Source organism: Clostridium neonatale, assembly GCF_900465025.1.
Taxonomy (GTDB): domain Bacteria; phylum Bacillota; class Clostridia; order Clostridiales; family Clostridiaceae; genus Clostridium; species Clostridium neonatale.
Genome location: NZ_UICR01000001.1, coordinates 1,414,587 through 1,436,612, shown reverse-complemented (window position 1 = coordinate 1,436,612; position 22,026 = coordinate 1,414,587). Strand labels below are relative to the sequence as shown.

Annotated in this window: 19 protein-coding genes and 2 pseudogenes; 5 read left to right on the top strand and 16 right to left on the bottom strand. The window is 28.9% G+C overall.

What is annotated here, in order from left to right; translation table 11 throughout:
- Positions 1-242: 242 nt before the first annotated feature.
- The gene (locus CNEONATNEC86_RS06465) at positions 243-1,454 is read right to left on the bottom strand and encodes a GNAT family N-acetyltransferase (RefSeq protein WP_058294453.1); all 1,212 of its coding nucleotides are present in this window, start codon (positions 1,452-1,454) and stop codon (positions 243-245) included.
- A gap of 339 nt (positions 1,455-1,793) precedes the next feature.
- Entirely contained in the window at positions 1,794-2,933 is a 1,140-nt protein-coding gene (locus tag CNEONATNEC86_RS06460) for a deaminase domain-containing protein (RefSeq protein WP_410746161.1), read from the bottom strand.
- A 721-nt stretch (positions 2,934-3,654) separates the two neighbouring features.
- Between CNEONATNEC86_RS06460 and CNEONATNEC86_RS06455 the strand changes: the two genes are divergently transcribed.
- A protein-coding gene (locus CNEONATNEC86_RS06455; protein WP_230132317.1) for an IS3 family transposase occupies positions 3,655-5,078 on the top strand; the annotation gives its coding sequence in 2 pieces (ribosomal slippage) (positions 3,655-4,144 and positions 4,144-5,078; 1,425 coding nt in all).
- Between the two features lie 1,089 nt (positions 5,079-6,167).
- Entirely contained in the window at positions 6,168-7,658 is a 1,491-nt protein-coding gene (locus CNEONATNEC86_RS06450; protein ID WP_159135716.1) for a helix-turn-helix domain-containing protein, read from the top strand.
- An 81-nt stretch (positions 7,659-7,739) separates the two neighbouring features.
- Here the strand turns inward: CNEONATNEC86_RS06450 and CNEONATNEC86_RS06445 are convergent, their stop codons facing one another.
- From CNEONATNEC86_RS06445 to CNEONATNEC86_RS06430, 4 genes are all read right to left on the bottom strand, one after another.
- Positions 7,740-8,264: a dihydrofolate reductase family protein gene (locus CNEONATNEC86_RS06445; RefSeq protein WP_058294450.1), complete on the bottom strand. Its 525-nt coding sequence runs from the start codon at positions 8,262-8,264 to the stop codon at positions 7,740-7,742.
- Positions 8,265-8,359: 95 nt separating this feature from the next.
- The gene (locus tag CNEONATNEC86_RS06440; RefSeq protein ID WP_058294449.1) at positions 8,360-8,740 is read right to left on the bottom strand and encodes a VOC family protein; all 381 of its coding nucleotides are present in this window, start codon (positions 8,738-8,740) and stop codon (positions 8,360-8,362) included.
- A 488-nt stretch (positions 8,741-9,228) separates the two neighbouring features.
- A complete protein-coding gene (locus tag CNEONATNEC86_RS06435; RefSeq protein ID WP_058294448.1) occupies positions 9,229-10,287 on the bottom strand; it encodes an oxidoreductase in 1,059 nt (352 codons plus the stop codon).
- 291 nt (positions 10,288-10,578) lie between these two features.
- Positions 10,579-10,890, bottom strand: coding sequence for an ArsR/SmtB family transcription factor (locus tag CNEONATNEC86_RS06430; RefSeq protein WP_058294447.1), 312 nt, complete (start codon positions 10,888-10,890; stop codon positions 10,579-10,581).
- Between the two features lie 487 nt (positions 10,891-11,377).
- On the opposite strand from CNEONATNEC86_RS06430, the gene CNEONATNEC86_RS06425 reads away from it, so the two are divergent.
- A complete protein-coding gene (locus CNEONATNEC86_RS06425; protein WP_125149212.1) occupies positions 11,378-12,091 on the top strand; it encodes an MBL fold metallo-hydrolase in 714 nt (237 codons plus the stop codon).
- Positions 12,092-12,225: 134 nt separating this feature from the next.
- On the opposite strand, the gene CNEONATNEC86_RS06420 is transcribed toward CNEONATNEC86_RS06425, so the two are convergent.
- Positions 12,226-12,378, bottom strand: a complete 153-nt coding sequence (locus CNEONATNEC86_RS06420; RefSeq protein WP_058293307.1) for a zinc-ribbon domain-containing protein — start codon at positions 12,376-12,378, stop codon at positions 12,226-12,228.
- A gap of 494 nt (positions 12,379-12,872) precedes the next feature.
- Between CNEONATNEC86_RS06420 and gltS the strand changes: the two genes are divergently transcribed.
- Positions 12,873-14,096 carry a sodium/glutamate symporter gene (gene gltS / locus CNEONATNEC86_RS06415; protein ID WP_058294445.1) on the top strand — a complete coding sequence of 408 codons (1,224 nt, stop codon included), beginning with the start codon at positions 12,873-12,875 and terminating at the stop codon, positions 14,094-14,096.
- Positions 14,097-14,252: 156 nt separating this feature from the next.
- Here gltS and CNEONATNEC86_RS06410 read toward each other — a convergent pair whose 3' ends face one another.
- The 9 genes and pseudogenes from CNEONATNEC86_RS06410 to CNEONATNEC86_RS06375 form a co-directional block, all read right to left on the bottom strand.
- The gene (locus tag CNEONATNEC86_RS06410; RefSeq protein ID WP_058294444.1) at positions 14,253-14,768 is read right to left on the bottom strand and encodes a hypothetical protein; all 516 of its coding nucleotides are present in this window, start codon (positions 14,766-14,768) and stop codon (positions 14,253-14,255) included.
- Complete coding sequence (locus CNEONATNEC86_RS06405) at positions 14,765-15,418, bottom strand: response regulator transcription factor (RefSeq protein ID WP_159115879.1); 654 nt, start codon at positions 15,416-15,418, stop codon at positions 14,765-14,767. The genes CNEONATNEC86_RS06410 and CNEONATNEC86_RS06405 overlap by 4 nt, the downstream gene beginning before the upstream one ends.
- A gap of 201 nt (positions 15,419-15,619) precedes the next feature.
- Positions 15,620-15,772, bottom strand: a complete 153-nt coding sequence (locus tag CNEONATNEC86_RS06400) for a zinc-ribbon domain-containing protein (protein WP_058293307.1) — start codon at positions 15,770-15,772, stop codon at positions 15,620-15,622.
- A gap of 177 nt (positions 15,773-15,949) precedes the next feature.
- The gene (locus CNEONATNEC86_RS06395) at positions 15,950-16,285 is read right to left on the bottom strand and encodes a hypothetical protein (protein ID WP_159135715.1); all 336 of its coding nucleotides are present in this window, start codon (positions 16,283-16,285) and stop codon (positions 15,950-15,952) included.
- 55 nt (positions 16,286-16,340) lie between these two features.
- Entirely contained in the window at positions 16,341-17,687 is a 1,347-nt protein-coding gene (locus CNEONATNEC86_RS06390; protein ID WP_159135714.1) for a HAMP domain-containing sensor histidine kinase, read from the bottom strand.
- A 334-nt stretch (positions 17,688-18,021) separates the two neighbouring features.
- Positions 18,022-18,132 (bottom strand): annotated as a pseudogene (locus CNEONATNEC86_RS21915) (hypothetical protein); the annotation flags it as partial.
- Between the two features lie 13 nt (positions 18,133-18,145).
- Positions 18,146-19,531, bottom strand: coding sequence for an alpha/beta hydrolase-fold protein (locus CNEONATNEC86_RS06385; protein ID WP_200848509.1), 1,386 nt, complete (start codon positions 19,529-19,531; stop codon positions 18,146-18,148).
- A gap of 381 nt (positions 19,532-19,912) precedes the next feature.
- Positions 19,913-20,614 (bottom strand): response regulator transcription factor, encoded by a 702-nt coding sequence (locus tag CNEONATNEC86_RS06380; RefSeq protein WP_058294438.1) that lies wholly within the window; start codon positions 20,612-20,614, stop codon positions 19,913-19,915.
- Complete coding sequence (locus CNEONATNEC86_RS06375) at positions 20,607-20,870, bottom strand: hypothetical protein (protein ID WP_159135713.1); 264 nt, start codon at positions 20,868-20,870, stop codon at positions 20,607-20,609. Before CNEONATNEC86_RS06375 ends, CNEONATNEC86_RS06380 begins: the two co-directional genes overlap by 8 nt.
- Before the next feature lie 197 nt (positions 20,871-21,067).
- On the opposite strand from CNEONATNEC86_RS06375, the pseudogene CNEONATNEC86_RS06370 reads away from it, so the two are divergent.
- Positions 21,068-22,021: pseudogene (locus CNEONATNEC86_RS06370) on the top strand (IS30 family transposase).
- Positions 22,022-22,026: the final 5 nt, after the last annotated feature.

The following is a 22,026-nucleotide window of genomic DNA, read 5'->3' as shown; positions in this document are numbered from 1 at the left end:
TTATATAATCAATTATAGTTATATCTAGATATTTAATCTAGTACGCACTTTTTGCTCAGATACTTACCATTTGGAAAGAAGGAATTTACATGAATAAAGATACTACTATAATCTGAATTATATCTTAGTGTTAAAAAGTATGTAATACCATTTAAACTATATATTAGCAAAGTCCACGACATTACATCGCGGACTTTATATTATAAAACTCTTATCCTAGCTTTTTATAAGCTTTGTTTCTTCTAAAAGTAATCAGAAAAATATGCCGTTTGTTGTTCTATTGAATCTTCAAGCATATCAACTGTTTCAGGACTACAAGTAATACGACCTATTTTATGAAGATAATCTGGGCGCTTATATCCAAGAAGCATTGTTGTCATTGTCTTTATATCAATTCTATCATTTACCCTATTTTGTACACGAACAACCTGACCTTTTCCGTCATTTGAAATAGTAAGTTTGAAGGTTCCTTGATTGCAGGCTAATACTGGATCATCCATTGTGAAAGTCCACTCTCTATTTATTGTATCAGGCTTAAATGGATACTGATCAATAAACTTCTCCAAATCAACAATTCTAGCCATATAATAAGGCGAAATTGTTTCTTTAATATCTGCATCTTCTAATAAAAATGCTAAAGGTTCATCTGTATATGTGTTTCCTATAACTTTTGTAATCATTGAAAAATGCGCACTTATGAAATTCCACAATCCACTACGTGCTTCTTCATTAACAGAAATCATATCTTTAATATGAAATATCTCATCTTTAATCCAATATATGACATACCCATCTGGTTCATTGTCTTCATTATAATACACAGCTGCCATTAAATCATCAGAATCCCAAAGTTGATATTCATTCCATGCTAAATCATCACGAACTAGAGCTCCATGAGTCTGCATAGCAAATCGTTCATATGCCTTTTTAACTTCTTCACCGCCTACATCAACTCTTTCTACTTCACCAGATACTTGTTTATTCTTTGGCAGTTGGTAATCATTAATTTCATATGTAATCTTATCAGATATAATCTCCCATCCTTTTCTACGATAATATGGGATAGAATAAGGATATAAATATGATATAGACTGATTTTTATCCCTCATATTTTTTAATGCTTGATCTAATAATTTATGCATTAATCCCTGATTAGCATACTCTGGATAAGTCCCTACACCAGTAAGACCTCCCATATCGTATGTTTTATTAAATATACGAACCTTCATAGGGTAAACTGCCACTTGGGATATTAATTTATCTCCATCAAACCATCCTAAAACATCAGCCTTCTCTAATGTAGGAGACTTTGCTCTAATGATTTCTTTTTCTTCCCATCCAACTTGTTGTAGTTCTTGATCAGTAACCTGAAAAACATATCTTAGAAGTTGATTATATTGTTCAAGATGCTCAAGTCCAACTTTTTTCATTTTTAATTGTTTCTTTCTACTCAAACGTCTTCTCCTCACTTTCATCAAATTGATTATTTTTACTAATTTATTATATTTAAATTTATATATAATTTTTAATATAATAAGCCTGCATATACATAAGTGAATATTTTTTCTTATAACATTAAATATCTATATTTCAATCCCTTATATTTATTTTAAATAATAAATATTTTCTCACAGTTTATTTTTGCTATACTTTATTATACCACTAATAATATGTAAATACTTAGTATTCTATACCCATATAATAAGAAGCAAATTAATATTGAGTAATTCAATTTGACTTCTACAGTAGACATAAAATTTCCAAGTGATTAATTTTAATTTAGTAACTATAATCTAATCTCTGCTAACTCCTTCCCCATACTTTTTGTTATACTTAACTTCAACACTTATCTTTGGATGCTTTTCACAAAACTGACTGATTACAAAATAGCAACTTGGACATGGTTCCCACTTGCTATACAAAGTAAGTTTTCCATAATCATTCAACTCTTTTTCTTCTATCTGCTTATGTATTTCCTCTAATATCTTCTTTTCACTATCATTAACCCTATTATATCCAATGCCTAACTTTCCTAATTTATTGACTTTACTGCTTTTAAATATTGCTTCTTTAAATGGTGGCGCTTTGCAATAATCCTCTATATCATTACTTCCGCTTATTGCCTTAAACTCTTTATTATCATACATTGCTACTGCTATATTTATAGAATCCTGAAGTGCTTTACTTTGATCTATTTTAAATGATTTCTTTTCATTTTCATCATTTTTCATATACTTATTTATGTTTTTTCTTAAACGCTTTATTCTTGGAATATTGTTATTTAAATGATCATGATATTCTACACTACCTTCTTTTGCTTTAATATATTCACACTTTATGTTTTCAGGTATTTCTATGGATATTGTTTTTGTTCTTGTTTTATCATTATATTCTTCTTTTACATCTTCTTTTTTAAGAAAAATCATCTTTTTCAAAAGTTCAATATCTTTTGCATAAATATAATTCTTATCAATTTCTATTTCTAGCTCTTTTAACCTTGCTTTTTCTTCTGTATTTATTGCTCTACATATATTATTTTTTGTTTTTTTTATAACTTCCAGCATATGTTTAACGTTGTCTTGAACGCCTGGCTCTCTTTCATATTCAACTCTATCTATATGAAGTTTTTTAACTTCATTCATTTTTTCACATAATTTATTGTGTTCCTCTTCAAACAATACTATTTTTTCTATATAATCAATAAAATCATCTATGTCATTTGCTTTATATGTGATTTCATTATCATTAATACATACCTTTAATCTTTCAGCCACACTTTTATCAAGGTTAAAAGTTTTTGCAATTTTTTCTGTAATATCTTCTTCATCATATTCACTTATTTTATAACCTTCTTTTCTTAACGAAGATTTAAAGTCATGAATATTGCTAATCTTTATTCGGTTTCTTTTTTCTAATCGCGTCCCTTTATGCACTATATTTACCTCATATTTTCGTTCTTAATTAATTTATCTTTTAAATATATAATTATTTCAATTCTCTTATCTTAAATATTCTTATTATTTATAGCAGACTTTTCCAATAATTATATTAGGTAATGATACTAAAAATACTATTTACGGTTTAATTAAGCCATCACCATCGTTTTTTATTCGATTTACTCTTTTTTTGCTAAAATTGACTACAATAAGAGCAACTTAAATTTCCATTTTCATCCAAAGCAAAGCTTCCAATGAAAAATCTGCCATTTTATTATCCTCCATAAATTTCAAATTTACTAGTCTATTAAATCTGAAGTTTATAACTTAGTAAAGTATAACATTTGCATAAGTACCACACTATTCAATTTTCTAAGAATATTATTTTTATTAATGGCTTTACAGATTTACATATTCTTAAATAAAAAACACCGCATATTCTTTTTGGATAATACGGTCTTCTTTGAATTAAATACTCTATTATCAAATTTTTAAAAAACATTTTTATGAGTTACTTTGTACTTTCTAACTGATAAGAGTAACAACTTTTAATATATTTTAAAGTCGTAATCATACTTATTTAGTATGTAAGATACATATCGTATCACCTTAGGTTCTACACTTTTTACTAAAATAAAATAAGAAGTTAAAAAGGAATTTTACATGAACCGACACCAAAAAGTTAGACCAAAAATCTAATGATTTGGAGGTCGGTTTTTTGGCAAAATATAGTTATGAATTCAAAAAAGAAGTTGTTCAAGCGTATTTGGATGGTAAAGGTGGTTATAAATTTCTTGCGAAAGAGTTTGGTATTCCTTCTCCAAGCAAGGTTAAATTATGGGTTGATAATTACCGTACATTAGGCGATGAAGCGTTGATGCGTTCAAGAAAAAATGAATCTTTTACTTTCGAATATAAACTTCATGTAGTAGAATTATATCTAACAAGTGAGGTCTCATATCAGGAGTTAGCCCTTCAAGAAAGGATACATAATCCAACGCAAATAGTTAAGTGGGTAAATGATTTTAGAATTGCTGGTCCTGATGCTTTGCGGCCGAAGAAGAAGGGACGAAAGATATCGTTGGAATCATCAAATAAATTGTCTAGTAAAACAGAATCCGCCGAAATTGTTTCAGTTGACACTACTGCTGAACATGTAAAACAGCTTGAAGATGAATTGCTCAAGCTCAAAATTGAGAACGCATATTTAAAAGAACTGAGGAGGCTGCGTTTAGAGGAGGAAGCTCTTCTGAAAAAACAGCGAGAATCATCCACAGCCTCCGAGGAGAATTCAAATTAAAAGATATTCTCGCAGTTGTAGGCTTTCCAAAAGCGACATACATGTATTGGCAAAAGCGATTTAATAGAGAAAATCCTAATAAAGAACTAGAAGAAAAGATCCTTGAAATACGTAGTATTAATAAAGATTGGGGTTATCGACGTGTATACGGAGCACTACGTAAACAAGGAATACTTATAAATAAAAAGAAAGTTCAGAGAATTATGCAAAAGCTTAATCTTCAGGTGACTTCCTTTACAAGAAAGAGTCGTAAGTATAGTTCATACAAGGGTAAAGTTGGAAAGGTTGCTCCTAACAGAATTCATAGACGTTTTGACACACAGATTCCTCATCAGAAAATCACAACAGATACTACTGAGTTTAAGTATTATGAGGTTGATGATAAGGGACGAATGATAATAAAGAAACTATACTTAGATCCATTCATGGATATGTGTAATAGAGAAATCTTAAGCTATGGAATATCTCAACATCCGTCAGCGGCCAATATCATGGGAGCACTAAACCAGGCAATTGAAATCACAGCTGATTGTCCATACAGAAGAACTTTTCATTCTGATCAAGGTTGGGCTTACCAAATGAAAGCTTATGTACACACTCTTAAAGAAAATCGAATTTTTCAAAGTATGTCCCGAAAGGGCAACTGCCATGACAATTCAGTAATGGAGAACTTCTTTGGAATAATGAAACAGGAAATGTACTACGGCGTTGTTTACTACAGTTATGATGAACTCAAAGAGGCAATAGAACAATACATCAAGTACTACAATGAACAAAGAATTAAAGAGAAACTAGGATGGATGAGTCCCGTAGAATACAGGCTCAACCTCTTGGCTGCATAAAAATAGCGTAGCAGCCATTAAAACTGCTACGCTTAAAAAGTCTAACTTTTTGGGGTCACCTCAACATTAATAAGTATCCTTTTAACTTCTTATTTTATATTATAAAAATTCCAATCCCCCATATTTCCCCTACAAATAATTTATAATTATTATTTGTCCATAATACAATATCATATGAATACTTTACATCATAACTATTTACTGGCTTCAAAAAATAATCCCCTTGAAGAACTTAATCCCCAAATTATTTGATATACTAAGCTCTTCTTTATTCCCTAAGCCATCTATGAATTAAATTCATATTTTCTTTTCATATACATAAATAACATGCATGATATTTTGAGTTTTTACACTCTCTTTAAGATAATTTATTAATAATGTATATCTTTATTATATCTATATTAAGATTAATAAGTACTAGTAAACTTTATCTTCCCATATTAGTTATCTATTTTTTCATAAAACCCTATTTCTTTAGGTTTAATACTACATTTGCTTTTTATCTATTTCATTAATTTATATATCCCCTTCAGTTATTTCAAAATCTAGTTCTTACTTAGGTTTACTTAATATAATATTTTAATAATCATCTTTTAAATAAAATCATATTACAAATATTTATTGATATTGATATTATTTTCCCATTTTACTTCTCAATTCTCTTATTACTATTTTCCCATTTTACTTCTCAATTCTCTTAGTTGAAAGATTACCTTATTCGGTATATAGAAGTAATACTGTCATGATTTTCTTCTATATATTTTCTATTCTTATTTTTATAGATTCTCCCTATTATATAGCTTTAAATATTTCATTAGTAATCTTAGCCATTAATAAAATTCAAATATTTATGCTATATCTTAATTTAAGCTAAATTATATTATCTCCACTCCTCACTAAAGTCAAATATTGTCGAATTGTATTTTCATTTTTCACATTTTTAAACTCTTTTTTAATTTTATTTATATAGCGCTATAAAACCTTTGACTTACCTGGATTATTATAATAAAATAAATTGAATTTTAAAAGATTTAATGTAAACATTTCACTTTTTGTCACAGTGACATTTTATAAACGGAGGACTAATATATGAGTAATAATAAATTCAGTTATTTATTAAATCTTCTAAAAATATCGCCTTCGCAAATGGCTGAATATTTAAATGTTGATCGAACATTAGTAAGTAAATGGAAAAATGGGACAAGAACAATATCAATTAATAGTGATTATTTTGATAAAGCTCTAGAATTTTTAATTCTTAAAAATGAAACATTAAATGCAAAATTACTTGAGAATTTATTATCATCAATTTATCCTGATCTAAATAATGAAGTTAATCATAACCTTTATTTAATGAATCATTTAAAAAATTATATTTTAAATGATAATAATGATAATAAAATCTCAAAAACAAATGAAACTATAGCTCCCAATTCTATTTATAGCGCTTCTGTACCAATATATTCCAGCGAAGAAAATATGCTTCTTGGAATACTAAATATGTTAGATTCAGTAATTAACGATGGAATACCTCAAAAACTTATATTTATATTTAATGATACATTGGACTTATTAATGGATTATGATAATTTTAGAAATAAGTGGCTTGAAAAAGTGTTAACTCTTTTGAATATGGGATGTAAATTAAGACTTGCTTATACTATAGGCAATAGTTCAAAATTATTTATATATTTATCATCACTGATTTTTCATAAAAACTGTAGTATTTTATCATATATGAATTCATCTAATTATGACTCTAAAAAAACTTCTTTCCATATTATAGAAGATAGGAAAATATTTTTATCTATCTATCACTGTGAGGAACGAAATTTATATTCTTATGGGGCAATATTTTTTGATCCGGTCAGCATTGATTTTTATACTAAAATTGCAGAGGACATTATATCAAAAGCAAAACCAACATTATATAAATTGAATGCTTATACTTTGTATGATACTTTATTTCGTCAAATAAATATCCAAGCTAATGAAATATTTGCTAACCATCATACAATATACTACTACGATAAAATACCTACAATTTATCCAACTATTAGTGAGGATTTATTTTATGAAATACTTTGCAATTCTATCCAATCTAAAGATACTATAAAAAAGGAATTTGATCTATTTAAAAAAATTAACCAGTATATTAAAGATCACTATTACAAAAATGAAAGAAAACATTTTTATCCAATTGATTCACTAATTAAAATGGCTGATATGGATACTATAGTTTATAGAGAAGCACTTAATCAATTTCCTAAATTAGTTGTTTCAAATAGTCAATTTAAAAGACATATGAAAGAGTTAGCAGATTATTTATTATCAAATGAAAAATTCAATATATGTCTGTGCCCAACTACTTTAATCCCTTCTGCGCCATCTGTTCATTGCTGGTGCAAAAAAAATGAACGTCTTATTATTTTTGATGACAATTATATATCTCAAGTTAAAATGTGTAGTGATGCTTCATTTACAAATTCTGCTTGTAATTTACTTGAACATCAATTTTTATGTGCACCAGAAAATTTAAAATCAAAAACTATAGTTGCTGATTTTTTAAGAAGCCTATAAACTTATTAGTTTTTATTAAACAATATAAATTAAGAGTATTTACCTAAAAACATAATCTGGGAAAATACTCTATTTTTAATATTATCTTTTTGAATATCTAAGTATTATAATACCCTTATCTGATACATACTCTTGTAAATGTAGGTCTATTTTAGGAGTTCCCCCCAAAAACAATGGTCTTCCTCTTCCTAATATTGTTGGAATTATTCCAATAATATACTCATCAATAATATCAGCCTTAAGAAAACTGTCTACAAGTACTCCTCCACCAAATAGAAATATATCCTTTCCTTCTTTCTTTCTTTCTTCTTCTATGATTGTGCATATATTTCCATTTATGAAATGAAAATTATCATAATCTTCTAATTCTTTTGATGTTGCTATATACACCTTTTTATCCTTAAAATCATCAACAAAACCTTGATCATAACATTTCTTTCCCATAACAACAGTATCTATGCCTTCAAGAAATTTCTCATAATTCCATTTGTTTTGTGTATCTAAACTTTCATCACCATCTCCAACTATCCAGTCAAATCCACCATCTTCATTTGCAATATATCCATCTATACTCATAGCTAAATTTAATATTATTTTTCTTTTCATTCCACTATCCTCTTCTGCTTACTTTATTAATTTATAATACCTTAGATGCAAAGAGGACAACTTGCCTAAGTTCTCCCCTAAAGTTTTATATTTAATTATTTATCTTCTCTTATTAAGTATGCATTTCCTTCATTATCGTTAAATGAAAACATCCTTCCATATGGCATTTCCATTAATTTTCCTAATTCAACACCATTATCTTTTAGTTCAGAATAAGTCTTATCTATATCAGTAGTACTTAATAATATTGACGGATGACCAACATTTGCAGCTGGGTTTTGTGATTCCATCATACTCTTATTATATAATACAAAAGTAGTAAATTCACTTTCACTTGGTCCTACTTCTATCCACTTAATTCCTGGTCCCATTTCTTGTTCAAATTTAACTACAAAGCCCATCTTTTCAATCCAAAACTTCTTAGCCTCATCTTGATTATTAACATATATTGTTATCTTACCGATTTTATTTACCATGTAAAATTCCTCCTCATTTGTTTATGGTCTTTTATTATATTACAATAGCTACTCTTATTCAATAACTATAACATCTGCCTTTTGTAGTTTAATTATATACAGTGTATTATTTAATTTTCCAGAATCTTTCTTTTCGTTAAAAGGATTAATCATGCACGATACACCAGTATTAGCTGTTTCACATTTAGTACCTCCTATACACTTTTGCATACATCTAGTACAATAGAAAATCTCAGTTTATTAGTTGATTTTGATAAAAATTGTGCCACAATATATCCATTAGCTTCATGAATTTCAACTCCAGCTGAAAATTTGTACACCTTTCTAAATATTAAAAATAAAAAAAGATTGTAACATTGAACCTTATGTTAATCCCAGAACTAAATTACATCTATATTGTCACTGTACTGCTTCAAATATGCACCTAATACCTGTAATTAAAGTATTAGGTGCATATTTTGAAGCTTTCTATCAATAATAGTGTTAAATTACACTGCCTTATTTCTTTCAAATATAACTTTTCCTGCGCAAACCTTAGATTGACCAAACCACATACATTTTGCACAGCTTAAGCATTTACCAGTATCTTTACCTTCTTTAGCGTCATTTGCCCAATTAGGATTAATAAGAGCTCCCTTAGCAATATCCACCATGTCCACATTTGTTTCATTTAATATGTTTTCAGCAGTTTCAGCTGAATAAATTCCATTAACTGCAAATACTGGAGCAGAAACTTCTTTCTTAATTTTTTCAGCTGCATAAACAGCATTAGAGAATTTATAGCCTTCATCTACATGAATTTCTTGCTCACTACCGAATCCATAAGAAATATCAAGGAAGTCTATTCCATTTTTATCTAATATTTTGGCATAATGTAATCCATCTTCTATAGTTGGTTCAAATCCTCCAAGGCGTATTCCAACAACAAATTCTTTTGGAGTTATTTTTCTAATACCTTCTAATATTTCTATTACAAATTTTTCAGGGTTAGTTCCATATTCGTCAGTTCTTTTATTTACCTTCTTATCTAAAAACTGACTTATTAAATAACCGTGGCATCCATGAAGTTCAATTCCGTCATATCCTGCTTCATAAGCTCTTCTTGCAGCTTCAACATAATCATTTTGTATAGATTTTATATCTTCTATAGTCATTTCTCGACCAACAACAGTTCTTACATGGTTTTTATATTCATAGGAACTTGGACATATTGGATTTTCTGATATTCCAACAACTCCTGCATGATGAATTTGAATAAATATTGGACAGTTTTCTTCATGAACTACATCAACTATGCTCTTTAATCCTTCAATTTGGTCATCTGCCCATATTCCAAGCTGATGTTCTGATAATTTCCCATCACTATTTACACATGTAGCTTCTTGAATTATTAGTCCAGCTCCCCCTTGGGCTAGCTTCTTATAACGTTCAACATTTTCAGGTGCTACAGATCCATCATTGCTAAATCCAATTACCATTGGAGGTATACAAATACGATTCTTCATTTTTACATTTTTAATAGTAAATTCATTAAATAATTTTTTCATAACTCCACACTCCTAATTTTCTAATTAACCTACATTATCAATTTCAAGTTTTTCTATTTTAATTGGTTCAAAAGTTTATTAAGCATAATACAATATCTTATTGCCATTAATTAACTAATATACCAAATCACAAAATTTAAATCTATAATTATCGATTTAATTAATCTATATTTACCTATTAACTAAATCGTTTTTAACAGATTAACATATTTATATTATAATTGCAATATAAATATAAAAAGATAGTAATAAATAAATTGAGCTAATTATTTATTACTATCTTTTTAATCTCTATAATTCAATTTTCATCCATTCTGCAATTTCCTTAATTGTTTTCTCATTTCTTCTAAAATAAGTATATTGCCCAATATTTCTTGATTCTACAAGCTCTGCCTCTTCTAGTATTGATAAAAAACCTGATATAGTTGATTGACTTAATCCGGCTTTTTTTCTTATGGTTCCTACACATACACCTTCTTGAAAATCATCCATTATTGATAAATGTATCTGAGGCTCAAAATTTTTTTGAGGTTCTTTTAACCATAATAATATATTTAATCTAGTTTCATTTCCTAGCGCTTTAAAAATCTTCACTTTATCCATGCTCTTCTCCTTTAACACCTATATCTTTACATTTGTATAACTTTAATTTATATTACCATAAATTTTTTATTATATGCAATTTAATAATAAAAACCTTCTAGGCATTAAATCTTTTAAGTAATAAAAAAAACTATTTTATCAAGTCTAATACTCATAATATTAGCTAATTCGCTTACTGAATTCTAACTACAAAATTAAATATTCCTTTGTGCTTAATTCCAATTTTATATTGTTTTTATATGCAGAACATTCATAAAAAAAATAGCAATTGAAATATCTAGGAGTATATTTCAATTTTATAAAACAAATGGTAAACTAAATAAATCCATAATACTGCTTAAATCTAAATGAAGCAGAGCAATCATTAACTTTCCTAAAAAGGATTGTAGGACATATATTTGTTATAATGGTTAAATATTTAATCAATAAAATTCCAGTTTTCTATTCAGAAGACTGGTCCAAATATGGAAATTTGAAAGGAAAACTTATGGAACTAAAAAAATTAACAGAACGTATTTATTATACAGAAAGTGATTCAAAATCTGATCGTCCAGTATTAGGATATATTTTAGGTGATAAATGCTCAGTCATGATTGATGCTGGAAATTCAGAAAATCATGTTAAAGATTATAATTATGCATTGGAGAAAAACGGATTCAAAAGGCCTAAATATTGTATTATCACACATTGGCATTGGGATCATACATTTGGGATGCATGCTCTTGATGCAGAAACCATTGCTCATTATAAAACAAATGAAGAATTACATAGACTTTCCTCATGGATGTGGAGTGATGGAGCAATGAAGCAAAGACTTATTGATGGAGAGGAAATAGCATTTGCTGATGAGCATATCCGTGTGGAATACAGCCCTTTAGAGGATATAAAGGTAATAACCGCTGATCGTACGTTTAAAGACAAAATTGTCATTGACTGTGGAAAAATCACTTGCCAATGTTTGCACTTATCGTCGGCACATAGTGATGATTCAGTTGTAATTTTTATTCCAGAAGAAAAAGTGATTTTTATAGGAGATCTCTATAATGACGACTTTTATAATAATCATTATAGAGATACAGAAAAAACAAAGCAATTATATGATGCACTCACTCAAATTGATTTTCAAATAGCAGTAGTTGGTCATAGTAATCCAATTGGTAAAAAAGAAATTATAAATTTTTTAGGAAAATTTATTCATTAAATTTCAATTTGCGAGCAGAGATTCAGAGGGAACAACATTAAGGTTGCCCTCTCTTTTTATATCCAATTCTATAGATAATTTTTTATAAAACAAAAAAGCTATAGTTTAAACTACAGCCTTATAACATTCTAAAATTATCTTCTATTTTGTTCTTTCTTAGCTCTTCTACAAGATACACATCTTGTTGGCTCATTTTCGAATCCTTTTTCTTTGTAGAACTCTTGTTCTCCTACTGAAAATATGAATTCACTTCCGCAATCTCTACATGTTAATGTCTTATCTGTCATAAATATTCCTCCTAAATTTAAAGATCCTGATTTGATAATACTTTCTAAATTTATGAGAAATTATTTATCCAAACGAAACTTAAATTATCTTTTTATTTTGTTAGCTTTTTGCTACTCATTTATAATAACATAATTTTTAATATAATGCAACCACTTTTGTTGAAATATATCGAAAAATTAGATTATTTGCTATTAATTCTCTTCTCTACAATTTACGAATTACGAAAAATCTTTAGAATGAAAATACAAGAGCAAATGTACTAAAGCTAAATTTAATTGACTTTGCATTCAAAATAAATTATCATACATAATATCTATTTTATGAATTAACAATCTAAGTATATCTAAGATGATACGATAGAATTATATTATTCATATTAATAATATAATTCTGAAAATGAAATGCCTACTTAGTTTTAACTACTAGGTTAAAATTTCAAGTTACTAATGATAAATGCAAAAATATTTTTTTGTAGCTTTTAGGAGGATTTTAAATGACAATTCAACTTAACATGATTCAATCTATAGGACTAGCTGTCATTTTCCTTTTACTTGGAAAGGCAGTTAAAAATGCTGTACCTTTATTTTCAAGATACGCAATACCTTCACCCGTAATTGGAGGACTTATGTTTTCAATTATACATATGATTCTCAGACAGAGTAATATTGTTTTATTTGAATTCGATACAACACTACAAAACTTTTTCCAGATTATGTTTTTCTGTACTGTTGGATTTAATGCCAGTTTGAAGATGCTTAGAATCGGTGGTAAAAAAATACTCATGTTTCTACTTATAGCAACGGTTTTTGCCATACTTCAAAATGTATTGGCTGTTGGTCTTGCTGAAGTTGTCGGAATCAGCCCACTTCTAGCACTACTTACCGCATCCCCTTCTCTAACTGGTGGACACGGTACATCAGCAGCTGTAGCGCCTAGTATTGAAGTCCTTGGATATCCTGAGGCTCTAACAGTAGCTTTAACAGCTGCAACATTTGGACTTATTGCAGGTTCGTTACTAGGTAGTCCTATGGCCAATCGTCTTATCATTAAAGATGATCTCGTAAATAAAAAAAGGCTTCAACCATCTGATGAGGTTGAGTTTGATTTATCAATTATAGAAACTAAGAAAACTACACTGGATACTAATAAAATTAAAATGGCTTTCTTCCAAATATTAATAGCTATGGCTCTTGGAACTTATTTAACTGATGCTTTAAATACATTCGTTGGGCATCTATTTAATGGAGTAACTTTTCCTGCATATATAGGAGCAATGCTTGTGGCAGCTGTTATAAGGAATATTTCAGACAACTCAACTCTTTTTAAAACTCCATTAGAAGAAATTGAAGTAGTTGGAGAAGTGTCATTAAATTTATTCCTTGGTATGGCACTTATAACATTAAAGCTTTGGCATTTAATAGACTTGGCACTTCCAATGCTAATTTTACTTTTAGCTCAATGTATAATGATGTACCTTTATGGTATCTTTGTATCTTATCCATTAATGGGCAAGAATTATGATTCAGCCGTAATGGTGGCAGGTTTAACTGGATTTGCAATGGGATCTACATCAAATGCAATGGCAAATATGAATTCAGTTACTGAAAAATATGTATATTCAAGAACTGCATTCTTCGTAGTACCAATAGTAGGGTCATTATTTATAGACTTTATAAACATTGGAATTATCTATGGATTCATCGGTTTTCTTTCTTAGATATTCACATAAAATAGATACTGATATCTTTTCGTAGTTATCTTTCACAATATAAAAAACTTTTTAAATATAAAGCCCTGTAATTTCAATATTACAGGGCTTATCATTATGTACTATTTTACTAATGTCCTTCTTCATACTACTCTAGATAATCCTTTATAATAAGCTATTTCCATTTTCACAAGTTTTATAGATAATTTCATATTGCTTATCTATTAATGGATTTATTTTTATAGTCTTCTTCTTTTTAATATAGACATAACAAATATATGGTATAATCCAACCTAATATTCCCTGTATTGAAAATAATATAGAAAGAAAAATCTTATTTCCATCATAAGCAAATACTGATAAAGCCATAAAAGCTGTGCCAATCACTCCCACTATATATGCTACTGTTGATGCTTTAAATGACTTATCCCTCTTAACAACCGTTATTACACAAAATATTAATGATACCAAAGCCCAATAGCTTACATAGGAAATTATATATCCAGAAGGAACTTCTGTAACAAAACGATTTTCTTTCTCCAAATGAGCGTTATAAATAAGAGATTGAGCTGTACTTAATACTAATAGGGTGAAATAAACAGCTATATACTCTTTCCAAACCACATGTTTGGCATTTACTCTTTTATCCTTCTTTTTATTTTTTTCTTCTATTATCTTCATGTGAGTATCGCCTTATATCCAAGTCCATGAACTGTTATGATTTTAAACTCTTCACACATAGAGAATTTATCTCTTAGCTTTGTAATGTACACATCAACAGCTCTTAAACTTGTATTACTTTCTAGCCCCCAAAATTCATTCATAAGCTGCTGTCTAGAAAAGGTATGTTTTGGGTAGGAGAGCAACTTATATAAAATATTAAATTCCCTAACTGTAACTGGGATTTCTTCATCATTTATAGTAGCCGTCATTTCATCAGCGTCCATTGTAAGCCTGCCAACAATTATTTTCTTTTCATTAGCTATATTAGCTCTTCTAAGTAATGCATCTACTCTAAGTACTAGCTTTACCATATAGTCATCTATTCCCAATCTAAATCCCTTTTTCTTTGACGCGATATCATCACGTGCAGTCATAAATAAAATTGGAATAATTCTATTTATTTCTCTTACAGATTGTGCAAATTCATACCCATCGACCTTAGGCATCATAATATCTGAAATAATTAAATCATATATATTATTGTACATTAAATCATAAGCCTCTACAGGATTTAAACATCCATTAGATTTATATCCATTGTCATCTAAGTATGTGCATACTATTTGATTTAATTTTACATCATCCTCGACTACAAGTATATTAATCATAAAATCCTCCATCCTTCAAAATAAATCATCTTATTTTATAACTAAAATGTTAAAGAATTGTTTAAATTAATACTTAATAAGTAATTTAATATCTTTTTTTCATTATAAATTGAAATTCTCATTCTGTATAATCATTAGCCTTCATTATTTAAACAACAAAAAAGACTATAGTATAAACTACAGCCTTGTAATAATCTAAAATTATCTTCTATTTTGTTCTTTCTTAGCTCTTCTGCAAGATACACATCTTGTAGGTTCATTTTCAAATCCTTTTTCTTTGTAGAATTCTTGTTCTCCTACTGAAAATATGAATTCACTTCCGCAATCTCTGCATGTTAATGTCTTATCTGTCATAAATATTCCTCCTAAATTTAAAGATCTTGATTTGATAATACTTTCTAAATTTATGAGAAATTATTTATCCAAACGAAACTTAAATTATCTTAATTATTTTGTTAGCTTTCCGCTATTTATTTATAATAACATAGTTTTTAATATAATACAACTATTTTGTTGAAATATACCGAAAATTTAGATTAAGTTTAAATTTTTCTCTAGAAAATCAGCTACAGTAAATTCTTCTTGTGACCATGTAGCTGTACTAAATTTTGCTCTTTCACTTTCAAAAACTGTTTTAAGATATTTCATTCCTACAGATGCTTTTGTGTCTCCTTCTCCTACAATGTAGAAGAATTTATCATCTGCAAGCACTCCCATTTTACTTGTATCCCATTGTCCTTCAACGTATAATGATGCTGCAAATAAATTAGGATATTTAAGATTTAAATACATAGAAGTCATACATCCCATAGATTGACCAGTTGTATATAATCTATTTTTATCATGCTTTTTTCTACAATTCTTCATATGAAGTGAAACTTTTTATGTGGAGTTTTATACTCCACCTGAATTTAGGATAAACTTACCCTTCATTGAATTCCATAATAATTTGCAGCCTTGGTTTTTGAAATTTCGCAGATATTAAACCATTCATTAAATTAACACATTCTGCAACAATGGATAATCCTAATCCAGAGGAATTATCAGTTCGACTTTCATTACCTACATACATACGTTCAAAAATATTGTCTACTTTATTGCTTAAATCCTGGTCTGTGCTATTTTCAACAATAATTATAACCTTATGATCTATCTTCTTAATATAAATAGTTGCGTCTTCGCTTCTGATACCATATTTTCTAATATTATCAAACAGATTATCAAAAATCCTATTTATTAGGTTCCTATCTATTGATATAATTGCTTTTCTCTCCTTTGACTCAAGATTTATCTTAAGCCCTTGCTCACTTATAATTTCCTTTACAATCTCAATTATATCATCCTTTTCAATAGAAATAGGAATATCCTTATTTATCAGCTTGTTATAAGTAAATAACTCTTCAATAAGCGTTTGCAGCTTAAAACATTTTTGAGATGCACAATGAATAAAGTCATCTGCCTCTTCTTGATTTTCATAAATATGATTTTCTAATAAATCCAAATAACCTATTAATGCTGTAAGTGGTGTCCTTAAATCATGTGAAATATCAGTAATTAACTGACGTTGTTTAATGTCACTCTCTTTTTCAATGTCCATTCTTTCTTTTAATGAATTGCTCATTTCATTTATATTGGCTGCCAAACGAGATAACTCATTATTTCCCCTTATTGGTATTTCATATTCCAATTTACCTCCAGCGATAATATCAATACTTCTATCTATTTCTTCAATATACCTAATAGATTTTCTGATGAAAAGGAATAATGTTAACATAAATATAAAGGCTGAAATTAATACAATTATAAACTCATAATACTGCGGCACCAACATTCTACGCATAGGCCTAATTAAAATTTGTCCACTAGAGTCAGAATAGTTAATTGGAAACATATATAGAATATCATTAGAATGGAAATTCATTCTTTTATTATCATTCGAGTGCTTTTCTCCATTGTTTGATACAAGACGAATATTTTCTTCATAATATTGTGTTAAATCTATAGTTTCAATAGCCTGATAATATGTGAGATTTTTACTTTCTACCATTGTTGTAATCTCTCTAGAAATAGCTTCAGCACGTTTGCCGTAATTCCTTAAATACAGCATATTCGAAGCATTATTCAATATTAACCATGTTACTATACTTAAAATACCTGCAATTATAGTTGCAAATAAAATATAAGTATAAAGATGATTTCTAGGTTTATTGATTAATCTTATAACCCACGCCTCAAACCGTTTTGATATACTTTGGTTTTTTATTGTCATACTCAATTTCCTCTCTTAATTTTTTATATGAATTGAAACGTATTTTCTGCATTTAATATGCTTTCACGCCCCATACATTTTCATATATCTGCTCAATACTAAATACTTTGAAATGGTCTTGTAATTCGTCATCTACTACCAATATTTTTTCGTTATCCATAGCAAACCTCCTTTTCTTTATTATATAAAATATCCGCATTTATTGTATTAAAATTAGAACTAATTGTAAAATGAATAAGTATTATAAATAATTAATTTATTTAAACTTCAAAAAGCAGTAGTAATTCTTATACTACTACTGCCTAAAACTTCTATCTTTAATATTTATCATTCTTTATTTCTGTTTCACTCTATCAAGTGATGCTTTGGCATCAGCATAACCTACATCTACTGCTTTTTGATACCATTCCATAGCCTTATTTGTATCCTTTGCTACTCCCAAACCATTTTCATAGAGATTACTTCTTCACCTGTTGAAATAGCCAATCACGTATACCTTCAATTGAATAAGCATATTGCCAAGTATATCTATGGCTGCCTCCCTTGAAGACTGTATAATTGATACTGCTATTTGAAGCAAGCATTTGACTTACATCAGTTGCTAATTCCTCTTTACTAGCTTCTGCATTCCAAGTTGCCTTGCTTACAGTAGCTCCTTGTGTCTTTAATTCCTCAGTAATGGCATCCTGACCTGGATTAGCCTTGTTATCACCCTCAGATACAACTATCCATAAGTTTTTATTTGCCATAGGATCTACCTTTGTTGGATCCCACTGACAAGCAACTAATAGTGATGCTGCAAACATATCAGGATACTTGATGTTCATAGCAATAGAAGTCATTCCTCCCATTGATTGTCCAGTGTTATATAAACGGTTAGAATCTATGCTGTACTGAGTTTCCAAATTTTTTATAAGGTCTACTGTCATATCCATTGCTTCAGTAGTTTGAGAAGTATCATCAGCAATAATACTATTATATTGTGGTGCAAGTACAAAGCATTCATTCTTTGCCTGTTCAGATGGTTCTGCCCATACAACAGCTCCTAAGCCCTGAGTTAATGTATTTGTAGGGTTGTTACTTACAACACCAGCATCATGCATAAATAACACTAATGGATACTTTTTAGATGGAGCATAATTTTTTGGTACATATAAATTATACATAAGTTTTGCATCATTATAGTTTGGATCTGTATAAACAAGCTGTTGGAAGTCATCTACTACTAAATTAACGGCATTAGTATTTGTCATGACTTTTGAATCTGCCTTATATATTTGACCATCTACAGTTGAGATATCATCACTTTGCGTTATGTTAACTGTCAATGGTTTGCTTTCAGCTGAATCAGTGGCTGGATCTCCTAACTTTGGGCCACCTTCACCAGGGGCCTTATCGCCCCCCTTAGAAGCGCCTTGAGAATCGCCTTGCTGATCATTTCCATTTTGGTCCTTACCACCGCCGCCATCGCCTCCGTTTCCACCATTTTCTGACTCAGATGTAATAGTCGTATCAAGTTCAGCAATTACATATTTACCATTTGCACCTTCATCAGATTTTTCTGCTGCAGTATTAGCATATACCTTTGTAACAGTCTTTCCTTCAACTGTAAAATCTGATGTATCCAGCTTAGAGGTATCTATCTCACTATCGTATTCCAATGCTACAGCACTTACCTTTTGTCCATCCCCAAATACTTCATTAATTGCTGTGACGCTTTTTATATGATCACTTGCAGGTGTTGTTTTAGCACTTCCTCCATTGTATGAACATGCTGATAAACTTGTTGATGTAAAGATAATTAAGGCTACTGCTATAGTCGATATTATTTTTTTATTTCTCATTCTTTACTTCCTTCTTTCTTAAATATCTAGCGTACAAGCAAGTACACTATACTCTCTTTTTTAATAGTTTATAATTTTTTTAACCTATCCCCTCATTACTTATATTATAAATTATTATTTTTAAAGCTCTTTGACAAATTCTTTAAGACTTCTTTAAGAATTTTTTAAGAAATAAAAAAATCGCCAAGGCGACTATGTTATAACCTATTTATGAAAAAGTTAGCCATATAAAAATTAATTACTTTAAATAAAAAAGCACAACTTTAGTCATGCTTTTTTCAACTATATTTTTAATATCAACCTATCCTTCATTAAATTTCATAATAATTGGCAGCATTGGTTTTTGGAATCTTGCAGATATTGTATTGATGATTTCTAGTTTTATTGATCAATCTTATAACCCACGCCCCAAACCGTTTTGATATAATTTGGCTTTTTATTATCATCCTCAATTTTCTCCCTTAATCTTTTTATATGAACCGAAACCGTATTTTCTGCATTTAATATACTTTCATGCCCCCATACATTTTCATATATCTGCTCAATACTAAATACTTTTCCTCTATTTTGAGCCAATAGCTTCAATATTGAAAATTCAGTCCTAGTTAAATTTATTTCCCTACCATTTTTCTCTACAGTATGGGAACTTAAATTAATATTCAAATCATTAATACAAATGTTGACCATATCATCTTCAGTAAAATTTTTATTCTCCATTTGTGTGTATCTTCTTAAATTTGCTTGCACTCTAGCAATCAGCTCAACACCTTGAAATGGTTTTGTAATATAATCATCTCCTCCAGCTGCAAGTCCTGCTACCTTATCAATTACCTCTGATTTAGCTGTTAAGAATATTATAGGCATATTATACTTTTCACGAATTTTTACACAAACATCTATTCCATTCATTTCTGGCATCATCACATCAAGGAGTATTAACTTAATGCTATCCTCTATAAGTTCTAATGCTTCTTTCCCATTGCTAGCAAGTACTACTTCATACCCAGCATTTATTAAGTATATTTTAAGAATTCTTATAATATCTTCATCATCATCTACTACCAATATTTTTTCCTTATGCATAGCAAATCTCCTTTTCTTTCTTATATAAAACATCACTCCTTATTGTAGTGATATTAAAACTAATTGTAAAATGTCTTAATTGAAGATCAATTGATAAATTCTCAATATTAGCGCTATTAGCTATAGCTTTTTCAATGAGATCAACAAATGCTGCAGACATTTCAATATGAATTCCATCTTTGTTGTTAATTAAAATAGCATCTATTTCCTCAATTTTTTCTTGTTCTGGATAAACAGAAGCTCCTAAACGAGCCATTTTGTAATCCCCCTCTAATTGTTAGTAGCATAATTTAATTATACAACCAATGTAAATCTTTCGAACTTCATATTTTTATTTTTGCGATAAATTACAATATCAAGTGCAACACTAATTAATTGCAAAAAATAACCCATATGGGCACGTTCATGTTAAAGTAATAATTACGAGAAAACCACTTTAAAGGACGTGACTATATGAGTTATAAACATATTACTATAAATGAACGTTGTTGTATAGTAGAATATTTAAATTTAGGATGGAGTTTATCTAAAATTGCTAAAGAGCTTGGAACAAATAAATGAACTATATCAAGAGAAATTAAAAGAAACAATCTTAATGGAAAGTATAGTGCACATATAGCTCAAGAAAGTTATGAAAAAAGAAGAATGAAATGCAGACCTTGTGGTAAAATTGCTGACGCTTCGATAGTTGATTATGTTCAAGAAAAATTGAGTGCACATTGGTCTCCAGAACAAATTTCAGAACAAATTAAGATTGATCTTATTAATAAGAAAATTTCATTCAGTAGCATATATAACTGGATTTACAAAAGATTATTAGAAAAATGTTCCGTTGAACTGCTACGCAGGAAAGGAAAATCTTTAAAGCCTAAAGAAACTCGTGGTAAATTCAATACAGGAAAAACAATTAAAGAAAGGCCAAAGGAAATAAAGAAAAGAGAAGAAATTGGTCATTGGGAACTTGATACTGTAGTTTATAGTAGAGGTAAATCAAAAGCATGTCTTTCAACATTCGTTGAAAGGAAAACACGATTAACCAAAATTAAATTAATACCTAATAGAAAAGCTAATACTTTTAATGAATATTGCATTAAAGCTTTCAATAGCTTCAATAATACTACTGTAAAGACACTAACTGTAGACCGTGGCAAAGAATTTGCAGTTTATTTAGATTTAGAGAGTACTTTGAAAGTTAATGTGTATTTTGCAGATCCATATAGTTCATAGCAAAGAGGAACAAACGAAAATACAAACGGACTAATTAGAGAATTTTTTCCTAAGAAATTCGATTTTTCCACTATAACACAAGAAGATGTTGATATTGTTGAAAATATTTTAAATAATAGGCCACGGAAATGTCTTGGATTCAAGACTCCATTAGAAGTATTTAACGAGTTGTCAAGCTAAGTGTT